The 24117-nt window shown below is 53.5% G+C and carries 20 protein-coding genes and 3 pseudogenes; 5 read left to right on the forward strand and 18 right to left on the reverse strand.

The window, feature by feature from the left end:
* Nucleotides 1–33 precede the first annotated feature (33 nt).
* Nucleotides 34–909 (forward strand): LysR substrate-binding domain-containing protein, encoded by an 876-nt coding sequence (locus ACR0KL_RS17455; protein WP_480777325.1) that lies wholly within the window; start codon nt 34–36, stop codon nt 907–909.
* A gap of 405 nt (nt 910–1314) precedes the next feature.
* On the opposite strand, the gene ACR0KL_RS17460 is transcribed toward ACR0KL_RS17455, so the two are convergent.
* The 7 genes and pseudogenes from ACR0KL_RS17460 to ACR0KL_RS17490 form a co-directional block, all read right to left on the reverse strand.
* Entirely contained in the window at nt 1315–2364 is a 1050-nt protein-coding gene (locus tag ACR0KL_RS17460) for an ATP-binding cassette domain-containing protein (RefSeq protein WP_170676854.1), read from the reverse strand.
* Between the two features lie 13 nt (nt 2365–2377).
* Nucleotides 2378–3405 (reverse strand): annotated as a pseudogene (locus tag ACR0KL_RS17465) (ABC transporter permease).
* 66 nt (nt 3406–3471) lie between these two features.
* Nucleotides 3472–4437: an ABC transporter substrate-binding protein gene (locus tag ACR0KL_RS17470; RefSeq protein ID WP_480777326.1), complete on the reverse strand. Its 966-nt coding sequence runs from the start codon at nt 4435–4437 to the stop codon at nt 3472–3474.
* A gap of 66 nt (nt 4438–4503) precedes the next feature.
* Nucleotides 4504–5100, reverse strand: a complete 597-nt coding sequence (locus tag ACR0KL_RS17475) for a Coenzyme F420 hydrogenase/dehydrogenase, beta subunit C-terminal domain (RefSeq protein WP_480777327.1) — start codon at nt 5098–5100, stop codon at nt 4504–4506.
* Between the two features lie 277 nt (nt 5101–5377).
* Nucleotides 5378–5500 (reverse strand): annotated as a pseudogene (locus ACR0KL_RS17480) (3'(2'),5'-bisphosphate nucleotidase CysQ); the annotation flags it as partial.
* A gap of 125 nt (nt 5501–5625) precedes the next feature.
* Nucleotides 5626–6381 carry a sulfotransferase-like domain-containing protein gene (locus tag ACR0KL_RS17485; protein ID WP_170640551.1) on the reverse strand — a complete coding sequence of 252 codons (756 nt, stop codon included), beginning with the start codon at nt 6379–6381 and terminating at the stop codon, nt 5626–5628.
* 4 nt (nt 6382–6385) lie between these two features.
* Nucleotides 6386–7180 (reverse strand): hypothetical protein, encoded by a 795-nt coding sequence (locus tag ACR0KL_RS17490; protein WP_480554692.1) that lies wholly within the window; start codon nt 7178–7180, stop codon nt 6386–6388.
* A 99-nt stretch (nt 7181–7279) separates the two neighbouring features.
* Here ACR0KL_RS17490 and ACR0KL_RS17495 point away from each other — a divergent pair, with 99 nt between their 5' ends.
* Nucleotides 7280–8221, forward strand: a complete 942-nt coding sequence (locus tag ACR0KL_RS17495; protein ID WP_480777328.1) for a LysR family transcriptional regulator — start codon at nt 7280–7282, stop codon at nt 8219–8221.
* Between the two features lie 279 nt (nt 8222–8500).
* Here ACR0KL_RS17495 and ACR0KL_RS17500 read toward each other — a convergent pair whose 3' ends face one another.
* The 4 genes from ACR0KL_RS17500 to ACR0KL_RS17515 all read right to left on the reverse strand — a co-directional run bounded on the left by ACR0KL_RS17500 (nt 8501) and on the right by ACR0KL_RS17515 (nt 12158).
* Nucleotides 8501–9463 carry an ion transporter gene (locus ACR0KL_RS17500; RefSeq protein ID WP_170676865.1) on the reverse strand — a complete coding sequence of 321 codons (963 nt, stop codon included), beginning with the start codon at nt 9461–9463 and terminating at the stop codon, nt 8501–8503.
* Nucleotides 9456–10646 (reverse strand): low temperature requirement protein A, encoded by a 1191-nt coding sequence (locus ACR0KL_RS17505; protein ID WP_480777329.1) that lies wholly within the window; start codon nt 10644–10646, stop codon nt 9456–9458. The genes ACR0KL_RS17500 and ACR0KL_RS17505 overlap by 8 nt, the downstream gene beginning before the upstream one ends.
* Nucleotides 10647–10843: 197 nt before the next feature.
* Nucleotides 10844–11563: a glutathione S-transferase N-terminal domain-containing protein gene (locus tag ACR0KL_RS17510; RefSeq protein ID WP_170676869.1), complete on the reverse strand. Its 720-nt coding sequence runs from the start codon at nt 11561–11563 to the stop codon at nt 10844–10846.
* The gene (locus tag ACR0KL_RS17515; RefSeq protein ID WP_480777330.1) at nt 11550–12158 is read right to left on the reverse strand and encodes an NAD(P)H-dependent oxidoreductase; all 609 of its coding nucleotides are present in this window, start codon (nt 12156–12158) and stop codon (nt 11550–11552) included. The genes ACR0KL_RS17510 and ACR0KL_RS17515 overlap by 14 nt, the downstream gene beginning before the upstream one ends.
* Nucleotides 12159–12372: 214 nt before the next feature.
* Here ACR0KL_RS17515 and ACR0KL_RS17520 point away from each other — a divergent pair, with 214 nt between their 5' ends.
* Together ACR0KL_RS17520 and ACR0KL_RS17525 are read left to right on the forward strand one after the other, a co-directional pair.
* Nucleotides 12373–12657 (forward strand): winged helix-turn-helix transcriptional regulator, encoded by a 285-nt coding sequence (locus tag ACR0KL_RS17520; protein WP_480554695.1) that lies wholly within the window; start codon nt 12373–12375, stop codon nt 12655–12657.
* Between the two features lie 512 nt (nt 12658–13169).
* A pseudogene (locus tag ACR0KL_RS17525) lies at nt 13170–13343 on the forward strand (IS6 family transposase); the annotation flags it as partial.
* 62 nt (nt 13344–13405) lie between these two features.
* Here the strand turns inward: ACR0KL_RS17525 and ACR0KL_RS17530 are convergent.
* From ACR0KL_RS17530 to ACR0KL_RS17545, 4 genes are read right to left on the reverse strand one after another with little or no spacing between them, the layout of a single operon-like run.
* Nucleotides 13406–14176 (reverse strand): SDR family NAD(P)-dependent oxidoreductase, encoded by a 771-nt coding sequence (locus ACR0KL_RS17530; protein WP_480554697.1) that lies wholly within the window; start codon nt 14174–14176, stop codon nt 13406–13408.
* Nucleotides 14173–15111, reverse strand: a complete 939-nt coding sequence (locus tag ACR0KL_RS17535) for an SDR family oxidoreductase (RefSeq protein ID WP_170676875.1) — start codon at nt 15109–15111, stop codon at nt 14173–14175. Before ACR0KL_RS17535 ends, ACR0KL_RS17530 begins: the two co-directional genes overlap by 4 nt.
* A complete protein-coding gene (locus tag ACR0KL_RS17540; RefSeq protein WP_170676877.1) occupies nt 15108–16010 on the reverse strand; it encodes a bile acid:sodium symporter family protein in 903 nt (300 codons plus the stop codon). Before ACR0KL_RS17540 ends, ACR0KL_RS17535 begins: the two co-directional genes overlap by 4 nt.
* Entirely contained in the window at nt 16007–17362 is a 1356-nt protein-coding gene (locus ACR0KL_RS17545; RefSeq protein WP_170676880.1) for an NAD(P)-binding domain-containing protein, read from the reverse strand. Before ACR0KL_RS17545 ends, ACR0KL_RS17540 begins: the two co-directional genes overlap by 4 nt.
* A gap of 68 nt (nt 17363–17430) precedes the next feature.
* Here ACR0KL_RS17545 and ACR0KL_RS17550 point away from each other — a divergent pair, with 68 nt between their 5' ends.
* Nucleotides 17431–18099 (forward strand): TetR/AcrR family transcriptional regulator, encoded by a 669-nt coding sequence (locus ACR0KL_RS17550; protein ID WP_170676882.1) that lies wholly within the window; start codon nt 17431–17433, stop codon nt 18097–18099.
* Nucleotides 18100–18413: 314 nt separating this feature from the next.
* Here ACR0KL_RS17550 and ACR0KL_RS17555 read toward each other — a convergent pair whose 3' ends face one another.
* The 3 genes from ACR0KL_RS17555 to ACR0KL_RS17565 form a co-directional block, all read right to left on the reverse strand.
* A complete protein-coding gene (locus ACR0KL_RS17555) occupies nt 18414–19373 on the reverse strand; it encodes a glutaminase (protein WP_480777331.1) in 960 nt (319 codons plus the stop codon).
* Nucleotides 19351–20790: an alanine/glycine:cation symporter family protein gene (locus tag ACR0KL_RS17560; protein WP_170665873.1), complete on the reverse strand. Its 1440-nt coding sequence runs from the start codon at nt 20788–20790 to the stop codon at nt 19351–19353. The genes ACR0KL_RS17555 and ACR0KL_RS17560 overlap by 23 nt, the downstream gene beginning before the upstream one ends.
* 435 nt (nt 20791–21225) lie before the next feature.
* Nucleotides 21226–23877 carry an AsmA family protein gene (locus tag ACR0KL_RS17565; RefSeq protein ID WP_480777332.1) on the reverse strand — a complete coding sequence of 884 codons (2652 nt, stop codon included), beginning with the start codon at nt 23875–23877 and terminating at the stop codon, nt 21226–21228.
* Nucleotides 23878–24117: the final 240 nt, after the last annotated feature.

The raw sequence follows: 24117 nt of genomic DNA on the forward strand, positions 1-24117 counted from the left end.
TAATTGAACATTTCTGTTAGGTTTCCTCACATCATGGAGAACCTCAGACACCTTCGCGCCCTTCAGGCATTTGACGAGACCGCTACCCACTCCAGCCTGAGCAGAGCAGCGGATGTTTTGAACGTCACCCACGGGGCGATCAGTCGACAAATCAAGTTGCTGGAACTGCATCTTGGTGTGACGCTCTTTCACCGCCGACCAAATGGTGTTGAACTGACCGAGGCCGGGGAACGCCTGCATCAATCAACTCGCGGGGCGTTTTCGACATTGCAGCTGGGCGTGATGGAGGTGAAACGACTTCATCACCGCCAGTCGATTACAGTGTCTTTGTCCACATCGCTTGCGCTCAAGTGGTTTGTGCCGCTACTCAACTCGTTTCAACAAGAACATCCTGGTATTTCATTGTTGCTGGACACGAATGATGTATTTGCGGATTTCGATGTATCCGAAGTTGATGTCGCTTTGCGCTTTGGCGAACCCGGCTGGGACGGGCTATATCATGAGCAAGTCCGGCAAGAGGAACTGATTGTCGTGGCTGCGCCGTCTCTTGTTGATCAAACCCGGCTGCCAATGCGCGCCGAGGACGTGGCCAGTCTTCCACTTTTGCACGACGCCCATAACGTCGGATGGGAAAGTTGGGCAACACAAGTTGGTTTGAGCCCTGATCGTATCAACGCGCAGAGCATCAAGTACGTCGACAGTGCTGTTTTGTTGGAGGCCGCGATTGACGGGCAAGGCGTGGCGTTGGCGAGACGTCTTTTGGCAGCTAGGGACTTGGAACTTGGTCGGTTGATCCGTCTGGATGAAACCCGTGTTCCATTGGATCGCGCACTCTACTTCGTCTGTCGTCCGGGTGATCAAGAACGAGTCACAGTAAGGATTTTCAAGAAATGGCTCATGTCGATTTAAGCCGTGTGCCTCAATCGAAGCTTCGAAAGAGCGGTCACTAGACCACGTTCTTCAGAAGTCGGCTTTGTCCGCGTCGCGGTCGTTTGCGCAGATTGCAGCGAACGGCGGCTACGAGCCCGATGCGGAAGTGACACAGCCCTGACCTTCGAAGCTGCAGCAACACCACGGTTGAAGCCGATAGCCGCAACGCAGAAGCAAAAGCTGCCGTTCGTCCCAACCGCAGCGAGTTTTTCGACACCGCCGTCCGACTTGCGGGCAAAGCAAGTTTCTACTGCGGCTGCACAAGTGGCTGTTCTTAGTTATTCGCGAAGCATTTATGACCTATCTTCCAGTACAAAGAGCGGTAGTAACCGCCTTAGAATTGGCGGTCTATTAGAATGCCAATGGCTTTGTAGTAGACCGCGATTACATGACGGTCCTTTGTTCGACATGAGCTGGTACGAGGGCCTTGACGAGGTCTTTCATGTTGAGAACGCCGACCTGTTCACTGCCGCTCATGACCCGGTAGGTTTTGTAGGTGTCACCGCCCGATATCGAGATCAGGTGTTCGAGATTGTCATTAACATCCACATCCCCATCAAACTCGCCCTCATGGGTACCGTCCTTGTCCATAACTGAACGCACGCGCAGCACGCGGGCGCGGTTGATGTCGCTGACGAAGTCCTCGATGTAAGGGTCGTTCGGGTTCAGCAGGATATTTTGCGGCTCACCCTGTTGCACCACGTAGCCATCCTTGAGGATCACCAGGTGGTCGGCCAGTTTGAGCGCCTCGTCTAGGTCGTGGGTGATGAATATGATCGTCTTGTGCAGATCCTTTTGCAACTCAAGCAGCAAGTCTTGCATGTCGGTGCGGATCAGCGGATCGAGCGCAGAGAACGCCTCGTCCATCAGCATGATCTCGGAATCCGAGGCCAGCGCTCGGGCGATGCCCACCCGTTGCTGCATGCCACCGGACAACTGGTGCGGAAAATGATCCTCGTAGCCAGCAAGACCCACTCGGGCGAGCCATTTCCTGCCCGCTGCGACGATCTCGTCTTTGCTGTTTCCACGCACCGCCAGAGCCATGCCAGCGTTCTCGGCCACGGTCTTATGTGGCAGCAGCGCAAACTTCTGGAACACCATCGACATGGTGTTCAGTCGCATGTCGCGCAGCTTCAGAGTGTCATACTCCAACACGTTCTTGCCATTGACCCAGACCTCTCCGGCAGTGGGTTCGATCAACCGGTTCAGGTGCCGGATAAGCGTCGATTTACCCGACCCCGAAAGACCCATTATCACCGTGATCTCACCCGCCTGCATGTCGACATTGATGTCCTGCAGGCCCAGCACATGGGCCTCTTTCTCAAGCAAGTCAGTCTTGCCCATGCCCTGCCGCACATGTTCCATCGCGCGATCGGGATGCGAGCCGAAGATTTTGTAGAGGTTGCGGATCGAGATTTTTGGTTCAGCGTTCATATCTCGCCCCTTCTTAGTGTTTCTGCGCGGCAGAGACGCGCGCCAAGGCTGCTTTGGATACGCGGTCGAGCACAATGGCGAGCAGCACAATGCCCAGACCGGCGATCAAACCAACGCCCAATTCCAGATTTCGGATGCCGCGCAGAACCAGAACACCCAATCCGGGCGCAGAAACCAGCGAGGCAATCACAACCATTGCAAGGCTCATCATGATGGTCTGGTTGACACCTGCCATGATGTTGGGCAGCGCCAGCGGCAGCTCTACTCCCCACAGTTTCTGTCTCGGCGACATACCAAAAGCGTTGGCCGCTTCGACCACATCCTTGTCAACCAGCCGGATGCCCAGATCGGTCAGTCGGATCATCGGAACGATGGCATAAACGATGATGGCGATGCCATATTGCTTCGGCTCGGTGACGCTGAACAAGAAGATAAGCGGGATCAGATAAACGAAAGTCGGCAGCGTCTGCAAAAGGTTTAGCACCTGCAGGATCATGCGTTGGAAACTGTCGGATTTCGCCATGGCGATCCCTATGGGCACACCTAAAAGGATACAGAGCCCGGTACAGGCCAGCACAATGGAGAGCGTCTGCATTGCGGGCTCCAGATGGTCGATCAGGCCCAGGAAACAGAAGACAAAGATCACGAACCCGGTCACGATGGCAGAGCGCGACACATACCAAGTTAACACGAACAGCGCTGGCAGCATGATCCACCACGGCACCGCATCCACTGCAATCAGCGCCCACTCTAGCATCCAGGATAGCGGCTGCGTCAGCGGGTCCAGCACGAATTTCAGCGCGTCTTTGGTCGCTAGGACCCGTCCTCGACCGCCGAGACAAAATCCCGCGATTGCGGGATGCTCGGGCAGGCCTCGTTCAGTGCATCCAGCGAGGGGAAAGGAAAGGCCGGGCCATTCTCGCCGTTTGTTGCGTTGGTCTGTGCCAACAGGTCCGCCATTGATAGATTGGCGCCGCTGCCTGATGCGTCACACCATTCCCGAAGTCCCAACGCATCGAACATGCGGTCATAAAAAGCCATGTAATCCCTTTCCCTGCCAACCCGGGCGACGAATTGGGACGCCCGGGCCTTTTTGCGAATTTTTTGTTATTTCAGTAGCGCCGACAGTTTCCCGCGAGCGTCATCGTTCAGCCATTCACTCCAAGTGTCCTGGAAGTTGGTCAGGAAATACACCGCAGCCTCTTCGCCCGAGGCGTTGTTCTCTTCCTGCCAAGCCAACAGACCGTTCATGAATTCGTTTGTGAATTGGACGTTTTCCATAAGCGCCGTCTCGTCAGGATGCGACTCCGCAAAAGTGTTGGTCACAACCGTGGTCACGTCGCTCGAAGGGAAGGCCCCCAGCACTGGTTCGGCGCATTCTTCCTGGCTGTTACACTCGTGCGCTTCCGGCACGTGCGGGCCTACATCAACCTGCACCATCGGGTAGCGGCCCAGGATTGAGGTCGGCGCCCAGTAATAGCCGAACCACGGCTCTTTGGCGTCATAGGCCGAGGAGATAGAGGCCGCCAGCGTCTCGCCCGAGCCGTGGATGAAATCCTCGATCCCCGCATCCGCAAGACCAGCCGCCTTTGCCATGTTCGAGCTGACCCGCTGACAGGTCCAGCCTACCGGGCAATTATGGAACCGACCGCCCACCAAATCGGGATTGGCCAAAATGCCTTCCATCGTCGTCAATTCTGGATGCGCCTCGGCAAGATAAGTGGGAATCCACCAGGCCTCGATCCCGCCATCCGACAGCACCTTAGCCCGTTCGATGATGGCGCCGCTTTCGATCAAGCCAGGATAGGCCGGGGCACCGTTGGTCCACAGCTCGGTTAGAATGTCCGGCTCACCGGTTTCCGCAACCGATGCCAGCGCGGGCGTCGTCGCCGATGGGACAATCGTCGCGGAACAGCCGTAACCCTGTTCCAGCAGGAACTTGCTGACCTGCGTTACAATGATCGCAGAGCCCCAGTCCATCTCGGTAATTGAAATTTCGCCGCAATCTGCTTGCGCCGAACCGGCAACACCAAGCGCGACCGCAGCGCTGGCCGCGAGTAGTTTCATTTTCATTGTAGTCTCCCTAGTTGGTTATGCCTTGGGCACTTGCCGGCCCTTCAGGCGTAGTGTTCGTTGTTCTTAAGCGCGTGCAAATGCTCCCTGTTCTTGTTCCCGGTTCCGAATAGCCGAGTTCTCACGATTAAGCGCCTCCAGACGAAGTCCAAAAGTTTCTGGAACCAAGCGCCCGGCACAATGCAATCCATCAAAGCGGACGCGCATATTCCACTTTTTGACAACCTGGTGGGGTTGGGTGTTGTTCATGAATTCAAAATCGACCGGCTCGCCATCCTCAAGAAACCCGGCAGCAGTCGCAGCCTCCAGCAACTCGGCCCTACGCCGCCTATGTGTCGTGATCGAATTGGTGCCCGGGTCTGTGGCAGAGGCCTCTCGGTCTGGCGTACCGTCCGGCCAAGTGTCTGCCGCCGCGATGTCGGCAACTTCACCGATGCCATCCGGACAGATCTTGCAGCGAGGTGGCAGCGACCAGCAACTTTTGTCTTCTCCCCAAATATCGAGATAGTGAAAATCCCGCCGCGTCCCATCCATCGTTTCAATCGTGGTGGGTCCCGGGTAACCGCGCCCGCGGTAGCGCAGAGAGGAAACTTGGTTCCGGTCAATCCCGTTGTCGAACAGGAAATGCGACATTGCTTGATCGGGCACAAACGAGATCAACATCAGCCTTGTCTGACATAGACTGAATGTTGGGCCTTGGCTCACGGTTTTCATCCTTGATTATGCTCACCTTTTCAGAACCAAGGAGCGAAGCACAATGCCCGCACCCGATGCGTAGCCCATCAGTTACAATCCATTCGAAACACGCGTTGGTACCCGTTGCGGTCATATGTTCGAATTTTATCTACTGGTTAAGAATGGTCCAATTGCACCAAGTGATGAAGGCGCTATTTCGTTGGACATCCTCCCGAAAAGCGATACGGCCTTTACACGGATTGGTGACGCGGCCACCTACTGAAGCCAAGACCACGTGGCTTGCAATGGTGTCCCGTTCCAAGGTCGGATTATACTGGGGATTAACATCTGCCTCGCCAGCCGCCACCAGGCAGAATTTCAGCGAACTCAACCTGTAGCTGTTTCCGTCGAGGCATACCGTACATTGTGTTCAGGAAGCGGACCACAGTGCGCTCCCCTAGCGGGGCGTCGAGCCACTGCTGTTTCGACCTGTTTGTTCTATTTTGCATTTTCTCAGACAGTATTCGACACGCGGATGCGGTGTTTGTACAGATGATCATAGTGAGGCTTCATCCTGCGGTGCACTCGGCGCACGCGTTCTGGCGCGTCGGCCACTTCGATATACCTTCGTTTCTGGGGTTGCAGACCGGTAGACTGGGCTAGGTTCGCATGGAAAGACCCACCGTCCCACCAGCTATGCTCGGATGGGTCTCCCCCAGCTTTCCAGGTCAACGCGTCTTCGATGAAGGGGATACCGACAGAAGCACAGAACGCTGCGGTGACGTGTTTGGGGTCTTCAAGAAGGTCATCACTGTCGATAACCGGGGGTGACTTGCCGCCATTCAACGCAGTCAATAAGTCAAACAGCGCGCGCTGCTCGGGAAAACCGACCTCAAGCTCATCAAAGTCCGGCCACTTGTTATACATTGAGGAAATCGTCTTGGCGGGGTCGCGGATCAGGAACGCATGGGTGAAATGCGACAGGAATTCTGGATCCCACATGTGGTTGATGTAGTGCGGGAAATCCTTGATGAAGACCGGACCTTTTTCGGCACGAACTTTGATGTCTTCCCACACGCTTTCCAAGGTCAGGCCGGGGGTCGTGACTTCACCCTCTTTGAAACGCGGCCACATCGGGTCTTCACCTTGGTACCAGGCCTCACCAAAAGGTTCATGAAGGCAATCCAGATCACCGCGCTGGCGCATCATCCATTCAAACGCGGTTGAGGTGGAGCGAGGAATCGCCCAAACAGCTAAAATCTTGTGCATCACTTCAGTCTTTCAGGGAGGAGAGCAGGCTGCCTTGCCGGGTTTCCGGGGCCAGGCCCAAGGTTTTGAAAATGCGCCAGTAGAGCGCGGTGTCATGGCCGATGACTGGCTTGCCTAGGCGTTTTTCAAGCTCGACTTCGTAGTGAACCGGGCGACGGGCGATTCCGTCGGACGGGCGGCGGTAATTGCTCATCCCGTTGATCAGATAGGCATCGACATTGGGCGCGTTGTCAGCGGTATAGTCGAAGGACTTGTAAATTAGCTCTTCGTCAAAGCACCAAATGCAATCGTCAACCTCTTCCTGACTGTCGAACCACCCTTGGTCAAAAAAGTTTCCAACCCAGACCACATCAAACCCGGCTTCTTTTAGAAAACCTACGGTGCCCTGATACCAGGTGTCTCTGTGGTAGCAGGCGTTGAGCGCTACCTTCTCGACATTCTGATCGCGCAGTGCCTCGACCATGGCATAGCCTGCCATATGGAACGCGGTCTCGTACTTGTCGCTCAGCATTTCGCAATGGTGACGGATGCCTTCGACACCCAGCCCGCTGGCATGCACCCAGTTCGAGCCAACTTGTCCACAGACGTCAGCGCCGTTATTGGCCATACATTCCATGTACTCTTCCAGCAGGCCAAAGTTCTTTTTGCGCTGATCCAGGCGGTGGGCATAGTCCGGCACGTGCAGCATTCGACCATGCACGCCAACGCTGCGCGGGGCCATGCGCAGGAAATCGGACGGGGCCGCATCAAAATCATGCGGAGGGCAGGTAAACCCCACTTGGTGGGGAAAAAGTTTCACTTTGGGGTCGGCCCATTTCCGAGGCTTAGAATAGTCTGTCACGGCTTGCCCAATCAGATTTAGATCACGAGTTCTGCTGGTGAGGATGGCTGTGGACGCATGCGTTTTCCATTGCTTTTATGTGCTCATAACCATATCAAGAATGATATAGTGGATCGTAGATACAATATCCCTTCTTTAAGCTCGCTTGTTGCATTCGAAGCGGTTGCTCGTCTAAGGGGTTTTGCACGCGCTGCCGAAGAGCTTAATACATCGCAGCCGGCAATCAGCCGCCATATACGCAATCTAGAAATCCGGTATGGTGTCGCGTTCTTTAATCGCGACAAGAGCCCTGTAGCCCTTACCTCCAAGGGCAGCCAGTTCTACGCCGGTGTTGTCCAGGGCTTCAATGCTTTAGAAAATGCGATTGAAGATTTGAAGCAGGTGGACAATCGGGTCACGCTGGTTTGTTCGCACTCAGTCTCGCACCTGTTGTTAATGCCCCGATACGGAAATCTTCGCAACGCCTTAGGAAATGAGGCCGAACTGCGGATCATGACAGCCGAATACAATCTGATTGAAGCGGCAGTGGATACTGGTGGCGATATTGTCTTCGAGTATTCTGAAACAGAGCCCGATACGGAACATGTCCTGGTATGTGAGGAACAGATAAAACCGGTTGGTACGCCTGAAATGGTCAGGAGAGCGTTAGACGCTTTATCGGGAAAGTGTGAAGCACCGCCTCTTCTGCGGCTACAGAAAGAAAACTTCGGCTGGGTGGATTGGATAGTTTGGTGGAGGGCACACCCAGAATACGCTGATTGGCCGATTTCAGAAGAATTCGACAGTTATGTCTATCTTTTGGAAGCCGCGGCTTTGGGTCAAGGTTTGGGTTTGGGCTGGCGAAGCTTTGTTGATCCGTATCTGGCGCGTGGCGATTTGGTAGAGATGCCAGTCGATTGGTATTCGACGTCCACAAAGGTCTATGCCCGGCTAACGCATTTTGGGCAAAAAAATCTTGTGGCAAAAAAATGTTTGTCTTTGCTGGCCAATCTTCAATGAGTGTGACCGCCAAACACGGCTTTTCTACAGTGTCGACGATGTTTCCGACCCCGCTGACAATAGTATTCGTTTTCTTGGTTGCTGCTCTATCTGGCCGAGAAGACGGACAATAACGAGAATCTCGCTTTCTGGATTGCGGTGATCCCGAAAAACGCTCACGCAACGGTAGTTCATGTCCGATGCAGCATCCGTGGCTAAGGGCTCATCGCGGACCTCGGAGGCAGCACAGGATGCTGTAATAGAATTTTCCGGTCGACGCCGGTTTGTCGTTGTGACCGATCAGGGATTGTCACTTTGTTTCGTTGGCTGACCGCAGGTGGGACAGTGATCAACCTGTGACATCGTTTCGGCATGTACGCGGTTGCGGATATGATCCGCAGCGCGGCGCGAGAGACCCAATTGCTTGCGAACTGCGTCAATTTCTTTCTCATCGGCCTCGCAGATATCGCCGTCTACCAACGCCTTTCGAAATTCACGTTCCAGGCTGGCCCGTCGGCGGTGCAACTGGTCGTTTAGACCGCTTGCGATGATCCCTGCTGGCAATGCAGCCATACCAATGCCAATCACTGTGATCGCAGCGCCGAAGATCTTACCAGCAACTGTCACGGGCGTTACGTCGCCATAGCCGACGGTTGTCAATGTCGCCATCGCCCACCACATCGCCGCCGGGATTGAGCCAAAGGCTTCTGGTTGCGCCTCGTGCTCTGCTAACCAAGCGCCACTTGCAGCAAAGATCAGCATCACCATCAGGATGAAGAAACCCGCAAAAAAAGCACCGGCTTCTTCCTCGAACACAGCAAGCAACATGCCGAGCGCGGGTGAGTACCTTGTGAGCTTGAGCAAGCGCAACATACGAAACGTCCTGAGCAGGCGCAGGTCAACCGGAAAGAGCAGGTAAAGCAGTGCAGGCAGTATGGCCAATAGGTCGATTATAGCGATTGGAGAAACGGCCCAGGATGCGCGCGTTTTGTAGTTTGGGTTTTCTGTCGCAACCCAAAGCCTAGCCGCGTACTCCACTACGAAAACGAACAATGAAAGACTTTCGAACAGGTTGAGTGCGAACCCCCAGCGGTCATAGATTGAATCGACCGTTTCAAGGATAACGGCGGCCACGTTCAGCGTGATCAGAGCGATTAGAGCGAGTTCAAGTACCCAAGGGCCGGTCGCAGCACGGTCTGGGCGCTCGAGCCACCAGTACACTCTTTTTCTCAGGTAGTTTGCAGCTGTGACCGCTTCAGTCATGGCGAAGCTTCGCTCTTGCGCGCATCAAGGGAAACGCGATTTGCGACAACAACGCCGTGCCCCAAATCAGATTGCCAACCAACGATGGGACATGCGGGACGATATAGAAACACGCGATTGCCAGAACGATCCCAAACACCCGCACATCCCAGCGCCCGAAATCTGAGGCCACACGGTGTTCAATGACGTTCTGAAGTACCCAAAGCATGGCGATGTAGCCTGCAAGGCCGAAACAGCCAATGGCGGCATATTCTGTTGGGTAAGGCTCCCAAAACCCGACCTTAACCTCGGCCGCAAGGGCCACGCCGACCATTACGCCACACAACATCAAGACCAGATGAGCAAGCCACCAGATCACCAAGGTCGAAACCTTTTTGTCTTTAGGTTTGGCGTTGCCAACGAAGTCGAAGTAGATCCAACACATCACGAACATCGAAACGCCGCCAATTACAAAGTTGACCAGCACGTCGGGTGAAACTTTGTAGATGCCTTTCTCAGACAGTGTGACGACCAGTTTGAAGAACCCTTCACCCAAAACGATCAGCGTTAACAAGGCAAACCGCTCTGCCATATGACCGAGGCGCGGGACGAACCGTTCAAAGCGCAGGACAGTGACGCCGGGGATCATGTACATCGCCTGCGTGGCAACCATCGCGGCAGCAAACGCCCAATAGGCAAGCGGTTTAGGCAGAAACGCCGTGATGGCAAAGATCACTGCAAAGGCCGAGAAGTTGCGGATCTGTGCCGCCGACATCGAAACGCCCGAGGAATTGGTTCGCTGAGCACGGAAATATAGCGCGGCGATCATGGCTCTGTTCGCGGCAAAACCCAACGCGAAGAAAACCCAGCCCTTGCCGTCTATGGCGGGGATGGCGGCGGCCATGAACATCACCGTACAGATCATCACGGCCATGATCAGGCGATGCCAGAAATCGGTGCTGACGTAGATCGAGTTGAAAATGCTGAGTTCGCCCCATGCGTACCAGAGCGTTATGAAGACACCGGCGAACACAAGAAACCCACTCAGATCGAGGTGGTGTGACAGGTAGTTCCCAAGAAGGAAGATCGTTACAACATGGATCAGGTCATAGAACAACTCGGCCCAGTGGACGTGGTCGTGAGTGTGGTCGAGGTCTTGATGATGTTGCGGCTTCCGCCACATGGGGTGGTTATGCAGTGCCATAAATTAGGGACCCTTCAAAATTCCAAGGTTGTAGTGGTCGGCAAGCGACCACCCCGATTGAGTGTTTTTCTGTAGGATGAAGGTTGTCGTGGAGACCCTCGCCTTGCAACCCTGCAAGGTTCGTTCAGCGAGGGCGCACTGGAATTTCCAGTCCGACCGTGTGGTGATCATGCCGGAAATGCCCGGCATTCACCGCTTCAGCTTCCTTTCACATCGCTCGAAAACCGCGCTGCGTTTTCCTTAGCAAAGGCGCTGGCATCTGCGGCGGCGTCCCAGAACTGAGGGTTGGCCTTGGGAATGGTCAACGCCCGCTGCACGGCGGGCCGGGCATCAATGCGGTCGAACCATGCGTTCAGATATGGCAGGTCCGATACATCTACCCGTGCCCAGACATGAGCACGCGCCCACGGGTACAGCATCATGTCGGCAATGGTGTATTCGTCCGCAGCGATCCATTCACGCCCGTCCAGACGTGTATTCATCACCTCCATCAAGCGGCGGCTTTCGTCCACGTATCTGCGGATTGAAAAGGGCTCTTCGTGGCCATTGGGTGCTGCAATGTGCTGGAAATACATTGCCTGTCCCATCATGGGGCCTACATGGCCGACTTGAAACAGAACCCATTGCATCACCTCGGACCGTTTTACTGGATCCGCAGGCAGGAACTTTCCGTATTTCTCGGCCAGATGCCACAGGATTGCACCGGATTCGAAGATGGCGCGCCCTTCCAAACGATCCTCGATTGTCGGGATCTTTCCGTTAGGGTTCAGCGCCAGATAATCCGGCGCCTTTTGTTCCTGCTTGGAAAAGTTGATGTGAGTCAGGTCGTAAGGGACACCTGCCTCCTCTAGAAAGATAACCGGTTTGTACCCGTTCATCGTTCCCGCAGTGAAAAGATGGATATCAGGCTGGGACATGTTCAACCTCGGTAAATGTGGTTTTCAGATGTACGTCAAATCGAGCGAAATCGGCCTCGATTTCCGGGTTCTTCATGACATCAAATGCAGCAAAAGTCGGAAGGGGCTGCATGGCAAAGAACTTTGCGTTCAAGTGCATCGGTGCTAGTAGGTCGTCGACGCTGGCTCCCGCAAAAAAAGGCTCGGACGCATCATCGAACGCTTCTTTCGGGGCGTTGAAGGTAACCGACAGCATGTATTTCTTGCCATTTAGCGTGCCGCCGGTGCCGTAATTAGCCTTGGGTGAGTTAGTCGTTCGACCGTCGCCTGCGCACATACGACCGTCCATGCCGGCCGTATAAACCTCATCTATGTATTTCTTGAAGATCCACGGAACACCCATCCAGTTCACCGGGAACTGCATGATGACTGTATCGGCCCAGAGGTGCGCCTCAACCTCAGCATTCGAGTCATAGCCGTCGGCGACGGTGGTCACGCGAACGTCGTGACCCATTGCAGTCAGCATGTCGCGCGCTCTCTCGGCGAGGCTGGCGTTCAACTGTCCGGGGGCGAATTCGTAGGGCTGAGTGCCGTTCACGATCAGGATTTTGCTCATGTCCATATCCTATTTGTGCAATCTCTGAACCCTTGACTTTCAGCGGGTTCAAATAGCATTTGAGAGTGTAGGTATGAGAAATCAACTAGTATACTTTTGGTAACCTAGTTGTCTGAGCGAAAGGACGTTGATGCGGGCGCGAATTGAAGAGGATGCCAAAGGGCGCCGACATGCGTCAGAAGCCTGTCAGGAGCCATGCGCAATCGAGCGTGGTATGCGGATCATTGGCGGAAAGTGGACAGGTTCGATCTTGTGGCATCTTAGGAATGGACCTGTGCGCTTCAACGATCTTTCGCGCATGATTGGCGGGGCCAGTAAGAAGATGATTGCCGAGCGGCTGCGCCAGCTAGAAGAGCAGGGGCTGGTGAGCCGATACGTGATGGATACCGCTCCGGTTTCCGTGCAATATTCTATCACTGACCTTGGCTGCACGGCACTTGGGTTTCTCGACGAATTGCGAAAGTGGAGCGAGGAGCTGCCTAACGGTTTAACGAGATAACTATAGTCTTTATTAAATGATCTGAAAGCTAGAGTTTTTCTGACCGCGCACCGAATGAGGGTGTCACCAATCTGCGGATGAAGTGACAAGGTTACTTGGAATAGTAACCCAAGGCTTTGCTTTCTCGAAAAAAGAATTGCGAACAAATTTCTGCCGGCCCTTCAGTGCTGTTTGAGCCCACAAGCGACGTAACAGCTGTCCCGCAAGCAGCGAGTTTTATTGAACTAGGTTCTGGCATCCACAGCGAACGGCTGCTTTGGCGGCCGCACCGCGGCAGCGGCTTTGCCAAGTAAGCGGCGGCAATGACCAGTAGAAATGCATTGCGATTTCCGCTTTGTCCGCAACTCAGTCGTTTACGGAATTTAGCCGAATGACCGCACCGAGCCCATTTTGTGGGATGCTGCAATGAGCCAGAATGACCACTTTTGGCATTTCTAAACGGTCATAGTTTTGTCTCGGGCTGGATTGGAAGCAGGAAGGTCGATAGTCGGTGGCACGAATGACATTGAGGAAAAGAATACGGGATGCAGCGTTTTTGGCGTATGCAAAGATTACAGAAATTCGCCGCCATTCACTCCTCCCTCTACAACCACTTTAATCAGGAGCGGTCTCTCAACAGCCGAGGAGCCTTCAAGCTGACACGCGCCGTTGCTCTCGGCGAGTGGCGCGAACTCGGCGCGGCATGAAGGACAGCTCTACTGCCCTAGGAAAGACCAGTTCGATTTCGTCTGCCAGCACCCTCCGAGAACTAACTCCTTCCAATTGTGCGCATCATTTGGCGGAAGAACAGCGACGGAGCTAATCGGTTCATGACGTTCGATAGGGTTGCAACTCGACCAACGGGCACAAATGCTTTTCGGTTCCGAGCCCCGCGGAGAATGATCTTAGCAGCGTCTTGTGGCGTCATGTAGTCAACACCGTCAGTTGCGGAACCCGGACGGGCGAAACCCTTCATATCTTTTTCGGTTTGCCCGATGTTCGTCGCAACAAAGGAAGGTGCAGCAATAGTAACGGACACCCCATGACGGGTTTCCTCGGCTCTCAGAGACTTAAAAAAACCTTCCATTGCGTGCTTGCTAGCGGCGTAGGCAGTTCTATGGAAAAGCGGTGCAAATCCCGCGACTGATGAGATCGCCAGATGCGTTCCCTTGGACTTTCTTAGTGGAAGTAAGAAGTGCCGAGCGCACTCAATTGCAGAAAAATAGTTGATCTCAAAAAGGTCGCGATGGGAGTTCATGTCACTGTCGGCAAACGCCGAGATTTGTGTGACCCCTGCGTTGTAAACAACCATGTCAATTGAAGGTCTATCCTTCAAAATCTGAGTGCATATATCTGCACACTGTTTAGGTTTTGTGAGGTCACAAGCGTAGAGACTTAGATCTTCGCCCTCCGCCAAACCGTCCAGGCGCGGGCTTGGCAGGTCAATGATAGCGTTATGCCAACCTTGTTCTCGCAATGCTTCAGATAAAGCTTGCCCCAGACCGCCAGCACCACCAGTTATGACTGCAGTTTTTTTCACTTCGCGTGCTCCCACCAGAGCTCAAATGCTTCGGCACTTGAGTATTTGGGTTGATAGCCGAACTTCACCTTGAGTGCCGTATTGTCCAGCACTGGCCGAAACTGCAGAAATCGAACTTGTTCAGGACCATAGCGAGAAAGCCCTACGGGTCGGGCCACGGCCAGTGCCATCTTGACCAACTTTGGCGGCAACCAGCGCACAGTCTTGCCCATGGCCTTGGCGATTTGGGAAACAGTAAGCGTACCGTCGCCAGAGACGTTGAAAATGCCCGCAGGCCCGTTTGTCGATGCCCGCAGCAGTATTTCTGCCAGGTCCTTGTCCCATATGAAGACAAAGGGGCTTTCTGATCCTTTAAGCCCAATCAGGCAAGGCTTTTGGAACAAGGACGTAATCTGGTTCTCGATGTGGTTCCCGAGAACCGTCCCAACCCTCAATACGACTTGCTCTAAATCTGGGGCTGTTTCTCTCGCGTCTGCCAACATCTCTTCGACCAGTCTTTTGTGCCAAGAATAGGCGAATTCCTGATTGCCTCGAATTGCGTCTGTTTCTCGCAATAGCGCTGGATTGTCGGCGTGATAGCCATAGGCCGCGCCTGAGGACGTAACGACCAGTCGCTGTACCCCCGCGGAAATGGCGGCATCAAGAACTTTGCGGGTGCCCTCAACATCGACCTGGTACTCAAAGTCCCGGGTTGTGTCTGGCCCGGGGGTTACGATCGAAGCGAGATGCACGACCGTGTCGGGGCGTTCTGACATGATGACGTCGTGTGGGTCGCTACTGGTCACATCCATCTTGATGAACCGCGCGTTGGGCGGCAATTTTGCCGGTTCTCGGATATCCGTAGCTATGACGGTACAATTGTCCTTCTGCGCCAAGCGACTTAGCAGCGCTGTTCCGACTGAACCTGCAGCGCCAGAGATGAGAAGGCGTTTCATGCCGGAAGCTCCCGCCTTGCGAAGAAGCCCGCAAGAACCAAGCCAGAAATCGCGTGCCATATGCCCCACAAAGCGGCGGCAACAGCCATACCTCCCATTCCTCCAAAAAAGGCAAAGATCAGGATGAGCCCCAGCCCCGAATTCTGAATACCTGTTTCAATTGTAACTGAACGGCGATCCCGCTCGGACAACCCTGTGATCGTTGCCGTTGTGTACCCTCCAAGGAATGCCAGCGCATTGTGGACAACTACGAGACCAATGACGGCTCCGGCGACCTGAAGAAAATTCGCCCAATTGGCAGCCAGCGCGAGCACAATGAAGGCAATAAAGATGGCCATTGAGAGCCACTGCATTGGGCGGCGAATGCGATCAGCCAATGGTTTTAACCGCGCGTTTACTAGCATTCCTAGGACCAATGGTAGGATCAGCATGAACCCGACCGTTATTGCGACGGCGACTGGGTCGATTTCAGTGCGCTGCAGGATCTCGCGCGTCGGGCCATAAAGGTTACCCCAAAATGCAATGTTCGCCGGAGTGACGACGATGGCTCCGACCGTCGCGAAAGCGGTCATCGAAACTGATAGCGCCACATTCCCTTTCGCCCGGTGGGTCATGAAATTTGATATGTTCCCACCAGGGCACGCAGCAACGAGGATAAGGCCCATCGCTACAGATGGCATTGGCCGCAGTGCGACGATCATAAGAAAAGTAAGCGCAGGAAGTACTAGAAACTGCGACACAAGACCGACAATGAGGGTTTTGGGTGCACCTGCAATGCGCCGAAAGTCGTCCGTACGCAAATCCAGCGCGATTGAGAACATGACGATCGCTAGGATGGCATTGAGAACTCTAAGATTTCCGGCATCAAAATTCAGAACGACCTGATCTATTCCGTTCATATTTCAGCCGCCTTGAGTGCAGCGATTTGGCCCGTTACCTCTCTCCGGTAGGTCGCTTTGTCCACGTAGTAGGCCATGCGCGGAAGGTCGATGTAGTTCATACCTCCTGTTGCTCTCTCATACCCATCGGACTTGGTGGAGCGGATTGCCTGCGCCGCGGAGTTGCCTGACCGCAATCCGGAAATGTAGCGAGCGACTATTTCGGCCTGCTCATGACGTCCTTGCCAGCCCAGTCCCGATGCTTCGACCATGCCAAGAACAAACAGGTCATCTCGTTCTGGGTGCATGCAATTTAGGTAGAGGTGAGGCGCAGAACCCTTCCAATTCAGATGTTTCTTGTCGATGAACGGGTAGTGCAATTTATACCCGGTCGCGGCCAGTATCATGTCATATTCAGCCGAGGTCCCATCGCGGAAATGAACGGTTTTGCCGTCCAAACGCTCGATATCCGGACGAACCTTCAGGTCGCCATGCCCCGCGTGAAACAGAATGAGGGAGTTGACCACTGGATGCGACTCGTAAAGAGCGTAGTCCGGCTTCGGAAACCCGTATTTCTGCGGATCACCGACAAACCACTTAAGGATCGCTCCGTCCACCTTCCGCTTCAACCACATGGGCAGGCGGATCTTACCTCCCATTGTATCGGCAGGGACTCCGAAGACATATTTGGGAACAAAGTAGTACCCGCGGCGCATAGAGAGGTCGCAAGATACGCCATGGTGAATGGCATCGACCGCTATGTCGCAACCGGAGTTGCCCGCGCCAACAACCAGAACGCGCTTACCGGCAAATTGGGTGGGATAGCGGTACTCGGACGCATGGATGAGTTCACCTGTGAATTCACCTTGGAAATCCGGCATGTTCGGTTCCGACAGCGTACCGTTGGCAATCATTAACCCTGCGAAGTTTTGGATATGATGGGTGCCGGTCTTGTCTCGCCAGGTGATTTCCCATCCGCCGCTTTCCAATGGTTCGGTCTTCAGAACTTCGGCTCCGAAATGAAAGTGTTGATACAGGTCAAACGCGTTTGCGAAGTCTTGGAAATAGGCCTTCATTTCGCGATGTGACGGATATTCTGCCGTATCCTCTAGCATCGGGAAATCGGTGAATTCCGTCATGCGCTTGGAAGAAATGAGATGGGCGGTCTCGTACATCGTGGACCGAGGTGCATCGATGTTCCACAGACCACCCACATCATCGGCCAGTTCAAATCCTTGAAATGGCACTCCCTGCTCGACAAGCGTCTTTGCCATTGCAAGGCCCATTGGCCCCGCACCGATCAAAGCAAAACACTCTTCGGGGCGGGCCTTTGCCTCAACCAGCTGGCCCGCTCTCAACTGCGCCTGTTCCATTCGTGTCTCCTCCTGCGACAGTATTTATCTTGAACGAACGTTCTAAATAAGGCAAACTGGTTTTTGAGATGCCACAACATGCTGTAAAGGAAAGAAAAAGAGCTCCGTCGCAGCGATCCGTCGCCGCGAGAGAACGAATCTTCGACGCTGCAGAACAGGTTTTTGCCGAGAGGGGATTCGAAGGCGCTTCAATTCGAGACATTGCTGAACGCGCGGGGGTTCAGAAAGCCAACGTGAATTTTCACGGGGGTCCTAAAGAAGAGCTGTTCGAGCGCATAGTGGCGCGTCGAGCTTCCGAACTCTCTGAAGAGCGTCTCTCTAGAATTGAGTTGTTGGACGCACAGACGGACTGGAGTGTCGGTGATTTGTTGTCAGCCTTCATGCTGCCGCTCGTTTCGCGAGCCTTCAGCGGAGATCCTCAGTGGCTTGCTTATGCACGAATAGTGGCGATTGTCTCAGCTGATACACGGTGGCGAGATTTGGCCAAAACCCACTTTGATCCGGTGGCCATCCGGGTTGTAGAAAAGCTGTGCTCAAAACACCCTGAGGCTAGTCCAGAACGAGTCGCGGGTGCGTTGGTGTTTGCCGTGTCTTCAATGCTCGCCCTGTGTACGTCGCAGTGGCGAATTTTGGCCCTAAGCGGAAACATTGGCGAGGCGGATCGCGAGAGCATGACCTTGAACCTTTTGAGTTTCTGTGAGGCAGGCTTAATCGGCAGTTTGCAGAAAGCGGAGTGATTGACAGCAGCGCCTCGGTCTTGCCAGAAAATCTAGCTAAGGCCTTATAACCATTGGATAACAAGTCGCGCGAGTTGATTGCCGAGAAGATGCCCTTGGATCAGTCTTGTCATAAGAACTTGGTTTGAGGCGGGTAGGGGGCTTTCTAAGCTTCTATCCATGAAAAGATGATCGCCGCTCAAAGTGCTGTAAACCTATTCTCGGATCACTCGTCTGACAGCGCCGCCACCCATACCGGTCTGACTTAAGTTGTGTCCTCTGCCGGTCATTAAAGCGGAACTAAGAACACTTGAGCCCGGGTGCCACAATCCGGGTTAAACACTTGGTCCGAAGATGGACCACCCTGTGGCGCGGACCAGTTCTTGAAATGCGATTGTTGCCAAATGGGAATTGCCTTTTTGATCGAGCCCGGGGCTCCAGGCGACAACAGACGCGATACCAGGTACAATGCACAGGATTCCGCCGCCGACCCCGCTTTTCGCTGGAAGGCCAACACGGAAGGCAAATTCGCCCGAGGCATCGTAGGATCCACACATCATCATGAGCGCAGTAATTCTTCTTGCGCGTTGCGCTGACAATACTTTGGCGCCGGTGGCCGGGTTTTGCCCGGCTGCGGCAAGAAATCGACCTGCTAGTGCCAGCTGTTCGCAAGACATGGCGATGCTACACTGGCGAAAGTAGAGCAACAGAACCTCCTCTACCGGCGCCTTAAGATTACCCTCCGCCTGCATAAAATGGGCAAGTGCACGATTTCTTGATCCGGTTCGGATCTCTGAGCCTGCAACCGACACATCAACGTCAACCGAGTTGTCCTCCGAAAGCCCTCGGCACAACGTCAAAAGGTCGTTGATTGCGTCATCAGCAGAACGGTTTTCGAGCAGAACATCGGCCACTACGATCGCACCGGGGTTGATAAACGGGTTCCTGGGAATTCCGCGCTCGTGTTCAAGCTGAATGATCGAATTGAACGGATCGCCGGAAGGTTCTCGACCAACTCTCTGCCACAAGGTGGCGCCAACCTGTTGCAGCGCCAAAGTAAGCGAGAACACTTTTGAGATGCTTTGGATTGAGAACAGCGTGCCCGCGTCCCCAGCAGACACGAGCGGACCGTTGATGGGTGCAACGGCAATACCGAATTGGTTCAGATCAACTGTTGCGAGTTCTGGAATATACTTTGCTACCTTCCCCCTTTCGGACATGCCGGCAATGCGATCTGCAATGTCGTCCAAGACTTCCTGAAGCCTTTCGCTTTCAGTGGTTTTGAGTGTCGGCATGGATCTCCTCCGTCCAGACAGTGTGATCTACGCCCTTGCTAAGCTCGGGAAATTTGCTTGCGACAAAGCGAGGTTCAAGGTTCTGTCGGCGTTGCGAGAAATAATCCACCGTTAGTTTGTAGACGGTGCCAGAGAGCAGCACTATCGCAACCAAATTGATGGTCGCCATTATTCCCATGGCCGCATCCGCGAAATTGAACACTGTGGCAACAGCTTGCACTGCGCCCCAAACAACCATTGAAAGGCAACCCAATCGCAAGATGTAAATCGGTAATTTGCCTTCCAATTTTAGGAACGTCATCGCGTTTTCGGCATATGAGTAGTTGCCAAGTATGGATGTGAAACCAAAGAAGACGATGGCAATCGCGATAAAGTGGCGGCCTATTTCGCCGAGATGGACCGCCGCGGCGTCTTGAGTCAGTCGCATTCCGGTAGGTCCATCAATTTCGATTGCGCCCGACAGAAGAATAAGCAGTGCAGTTGCCGTTGCGACCAAAATCGTATCCACAAAACACCCAAATGCCTGAACGAAACCTTGGCTGGCAGGATGGTGGGGATCAGGTGTTGCAACCGCTGCAATGTTTGGGGCCGAGCCCATGCCCGCTTCGTTTGAGAAAAGTCCCCGTTTGATGCCGTTAAGCGCAGCAGCCATGACGCCTCCTGTCACGCCTCCGGCAGCTTCCTGAAGGCCAAATGCCCCGGCAACAATCGACCACAACATTGCGGGTACTTCGGAAATGTTCAGGACTACGACAACGCAGGCAAGCAAGAGGTAGAGACCCGCCATGAGCGGTACAACGATCTCTGCAAACTTTGCGATGGTTCTTATTCCACCGAATATAACTACCGCTGCGGCTGCGGCCAGCGCTATGCCAACCATCAATTTGTTTAACCCGAACGCGCCCTCGAAAGCTTCAGCAATCGAGTTGGATTGGACGGCGACAAAAACCAAACCAAAGCTGACAATCAGGCAGATCGAGAAAATGACTCCAGCCCAAGGAGCGTTCAAGGCGTTAGCCATGTAGAACGCAGGACCTCCTCTGAACCTGCCGTTGGAAGACGTGACTTTGTAGAGTTGAGCCAAAGTACTTTCGGAATAGGCGGTGGCCATTCCAACCAATGCCACGATCCACATCCAAAAGATTGCGCCTGGACCTCCCAAGGTCAGAGCGACCGCTACGCCAGCAAGGTTTCCAGTGCCGACGCGGGAAGCCAGACTTACTGTCAGCGCTTGAAAAGGAGTAATACCTCTTTTGTCCGTGCTCTTCGCAGACGTCAGGACACGCAACATTTCCCCAAAATGGAGAAACTGAAGCGCACCAAGACGAATTGTAAAAAAGATACCCGTCCCAAGAAGTCCGTAGATCAATACGTAATTCCAAAGAACCGTGTTTATGCCGTTAACCAATATTTCCAAAGCGCGCCTCTTGAGATTTCAAGCACTTCCAGGAAGCAAAAAAGTCTGCCTGTTTTTTTATCATGCACGAAGATGCGATGTTTGTCAGGAATATGCTGCGAAGAGTCTCTAAAGGCTTGGCGCTCGCGTCATTGATGTTGTGCCACAAACACATGATTACATTTGAGTTGGATGGTGCGCATGGCAGAGTTTGTACCGTCGTGATTTGAATTGAATTGGTTGAAAGGTCCTGAGTGACAAGAAAATATCCTCTTCGCATCGCCGCACGGGAGCGGACATCTGCGCAGCCGCAGCGAACTGTCGCTTTGTCCGCATTGCAGACATTGGGCGTAATTAACTGAATGTCTGCACCGAGCCCAAAGCAGAAATTGCTCTTCGGAAGCAAAGTCTGCCTTTCTGAACCCTAGACTTGACTTCAACTGATCGCCTCCCCAACTATTGCAGTTGCAATATATCCGGAACGCATAGCTTTCTTTGTTCCGGCATTTTGTCTGCACCATCCGATCGTTTCAGTCGTTTCGGACCGTCTTTAACCTTGATCTTCGGCTTTGCTAGTGGGCCCTTCAAGGTCACGGGCCAGGGACTCTTCGATAGAGGTTCGCCAATCTTACGGGGCTGCAGATTTAGGTTCAAAACCTTGCCCGCCACATCAACACCGCCAAAGACGACAACTTGGACATGGTCTGTCTCCAATGTGGTTTGTTTCGTCGAAATACTTCCATTTGAGATACTAATCGGCGCACGCAAACAAACGATTGGAGCAACCTTTTGCTTCTCTTTGGTAAACACCCAAGGTAGCACCCCTAGCCCTGCCAGATCCAAAAGTTGCGTCTCGATCGAGCCATCACGCATTGAAACAGTAGCATTGCCGTTCATGCTGTTTGCAAAATGCTTCGGTGAATCGGTTCCGCCGGTCACCGAAAAATCTGCATAGATCGTACCGCTCGCACCCTTTTTGAAGTTCAGGTTGTGAAGAATATCATCCAGCTGCCAACCGCCCGCTTTGCCAGTCAACGTGAGTAGATGCGCGTCGTTCGAAAGATCCATCTGCCCGCTAACGTCGAAATGAGCGCCTCCATATTCAAACTTCAAAGGTCCGGCCTTAAGCTCATTTTTGTTGAGCGTCAGTTGGCTCTGCAAACCGCTGATGCCCTGGGCTCCTTCGATGTGCCTAAGGTCAACGTCGACATCCATATCCATACCGGACAAGAGAATTGAGCGCCCGATAGGTTTAAGCGTTACATCTCTTAACGCACCTTGGCCGCCCTCGTCTTCTTGTTTAGTTTCTTTCTCTTCCGGCTCTGGGCCGCCTATTTTCCGCAATTGTGCGGCAGCCTGAACGATAGTTCGGATCTGATCTATCTTAATCAGGTCACTCTCAATGGAACCCTGAAGCACCGGGTCGCTTGTTGCATCATCAAGATCGGCCATAATCTGCAAGATAGAGTCGGCGACCTCAACATTGGCACTCGCGTTCCAATCAGTGCCTTCGCTTACAAGGTTGATTTCAAGACGAGCCTGCCCGGTTTCCACACGTTCAAGCGATAGTGCCTCCAAAAGGTCCGCCCCGGATGGAACTGCGACATCAATTGCCAAATCCAGGTCCTCGAATTTGAGTACATTCTTAACAGTGCCATGCACCTCAAGGTTCCAGACCTCCGTATCGCTTGTCTTTCCATCCAAATTTGTCAGCGAAAGCTGATTGATGTCGCCGTTCAAATGGAAGTCACCGGAAAACCTGCCAAGCTGGTCGTCTGGTCCCAACAATTCTGGCGAGATCAAACTGCTTGCCGGTATATCCATTAGGCCTTCTGCTGATATGCCTTGCAACTGAAGCGCGTCATCGACCGAACCGTTCAAAATGATAAACGGATCGGCTGGGTTCCCAATTCTAAGGTTGATGTTTCCGACTTTTAAGGCGCCTTCTGGTGTTCTGGAAAGCTCGGAGAACTTAATCGGGGGCGGGCTTTCGCCGGACGTGTCCAACGTGAAACCGTTGGTCTTAATGACCATTTGTCGCTGCGGCACCCGACCGGTTACGCTGTCGATAACCATGTCGACTGCGATAAGTTTAAGATCATATCGCGAGGCGGCTGGGGCTGGTTCCGCATCTTCTGGGTACAACCTAATTCGGGTTGTCAGCGATACGTCTTCCGGGTTCCCCAATTCTCCAATCTGCCCCGTCAGCGAAAGGCTTTGCCCGCCATCTAATTCCGCCAATACAGATAGGTCATCAATCCGTGCTACGCCGTCGACTGATGTAAACGTCGCGCCAATACTCCCTGTGCCTTCCAAAACGCGGCTCAGCTTCAGGATATCGAGAATCTGGCCAAGTTCGGCAATCTCTACGGTCGTTGCCACTTGCAGACCGTTCTCTTGAGGAACTTCCTCGGCGACAATCGAAGTCTGTTCGAAGTTCACCGCCAACCGAAACGGGTCTTCCGTGGGGAATGTCGCGTTCAGATCAAACCTCTCTCCGTTCAGCGAACCGGCCCCGACTGCCGTCGCAACATCAGTTTCCGTATCACGCTTTAAGAGCAGCTCAGGAAGCTGCAGGTCCAACTCAAGTCCGTTTAAATTGTTTTTATAAAGAATGGCGATATCAGTCAGATCAATTTTGCGGTCCGTTAGAATTCCCGCCAACAGCGGTGTCGGGGATTTTGTAGGTTTCCCGACTTCAGTTTCCGTTTGGGAAAAAGACTGCCAGTTTCCGATGCCATCTTTGTCCGTGATCAGGTTCAAGTGAACACCCGAGAGCGAAAGACCACTCAGTGAGATTTTACTGTTCCAGAGGTCGCGTGCGGAAACTTCAAACTCAATCTCATCGATTGCCGCAAGGTTCACACCAGCATTCCGAGAACCGGGTAGTTCCAGCCCTGCCGCTGACACCCGCAACTGCCGACCAATACCCAGACGCACTTCATCTTCAATACTAACCTCCTGGCCAAGTTTCTTAGAGATCAGATTTTCGACGAAAGTAGTTCTGACCGAGGAAAAAAACGCAGAAGACAGGAAAAACCAAGCTGCAAACACTGCGACAAACGCGACAGCGCAACAAATCAAAATACCTTTTGCAACGTATCGCACGTTCTTCTCCTAAAATTTCGATTCATCCAATGGGAAGCCTAGACCATTTAATCATTTAGTTAATGGAATATATGTGGTCGGTAGATGATCTAAATTCCGAATGAACTTGACTATATTGCTGATATTCTAGCGTGTTTTGTCGAACCGCCAGGTTCAGGCCTCATAGCCAATAGATAACGAGTGCTGCGAGGGCGATTGCTGACAGGAAGACCTTTGGGCACCTGTCGTAGCGGGTTGCCA

It is taken from the genome of Ruegeria sp. C8, from assembly GCF_056537565.1.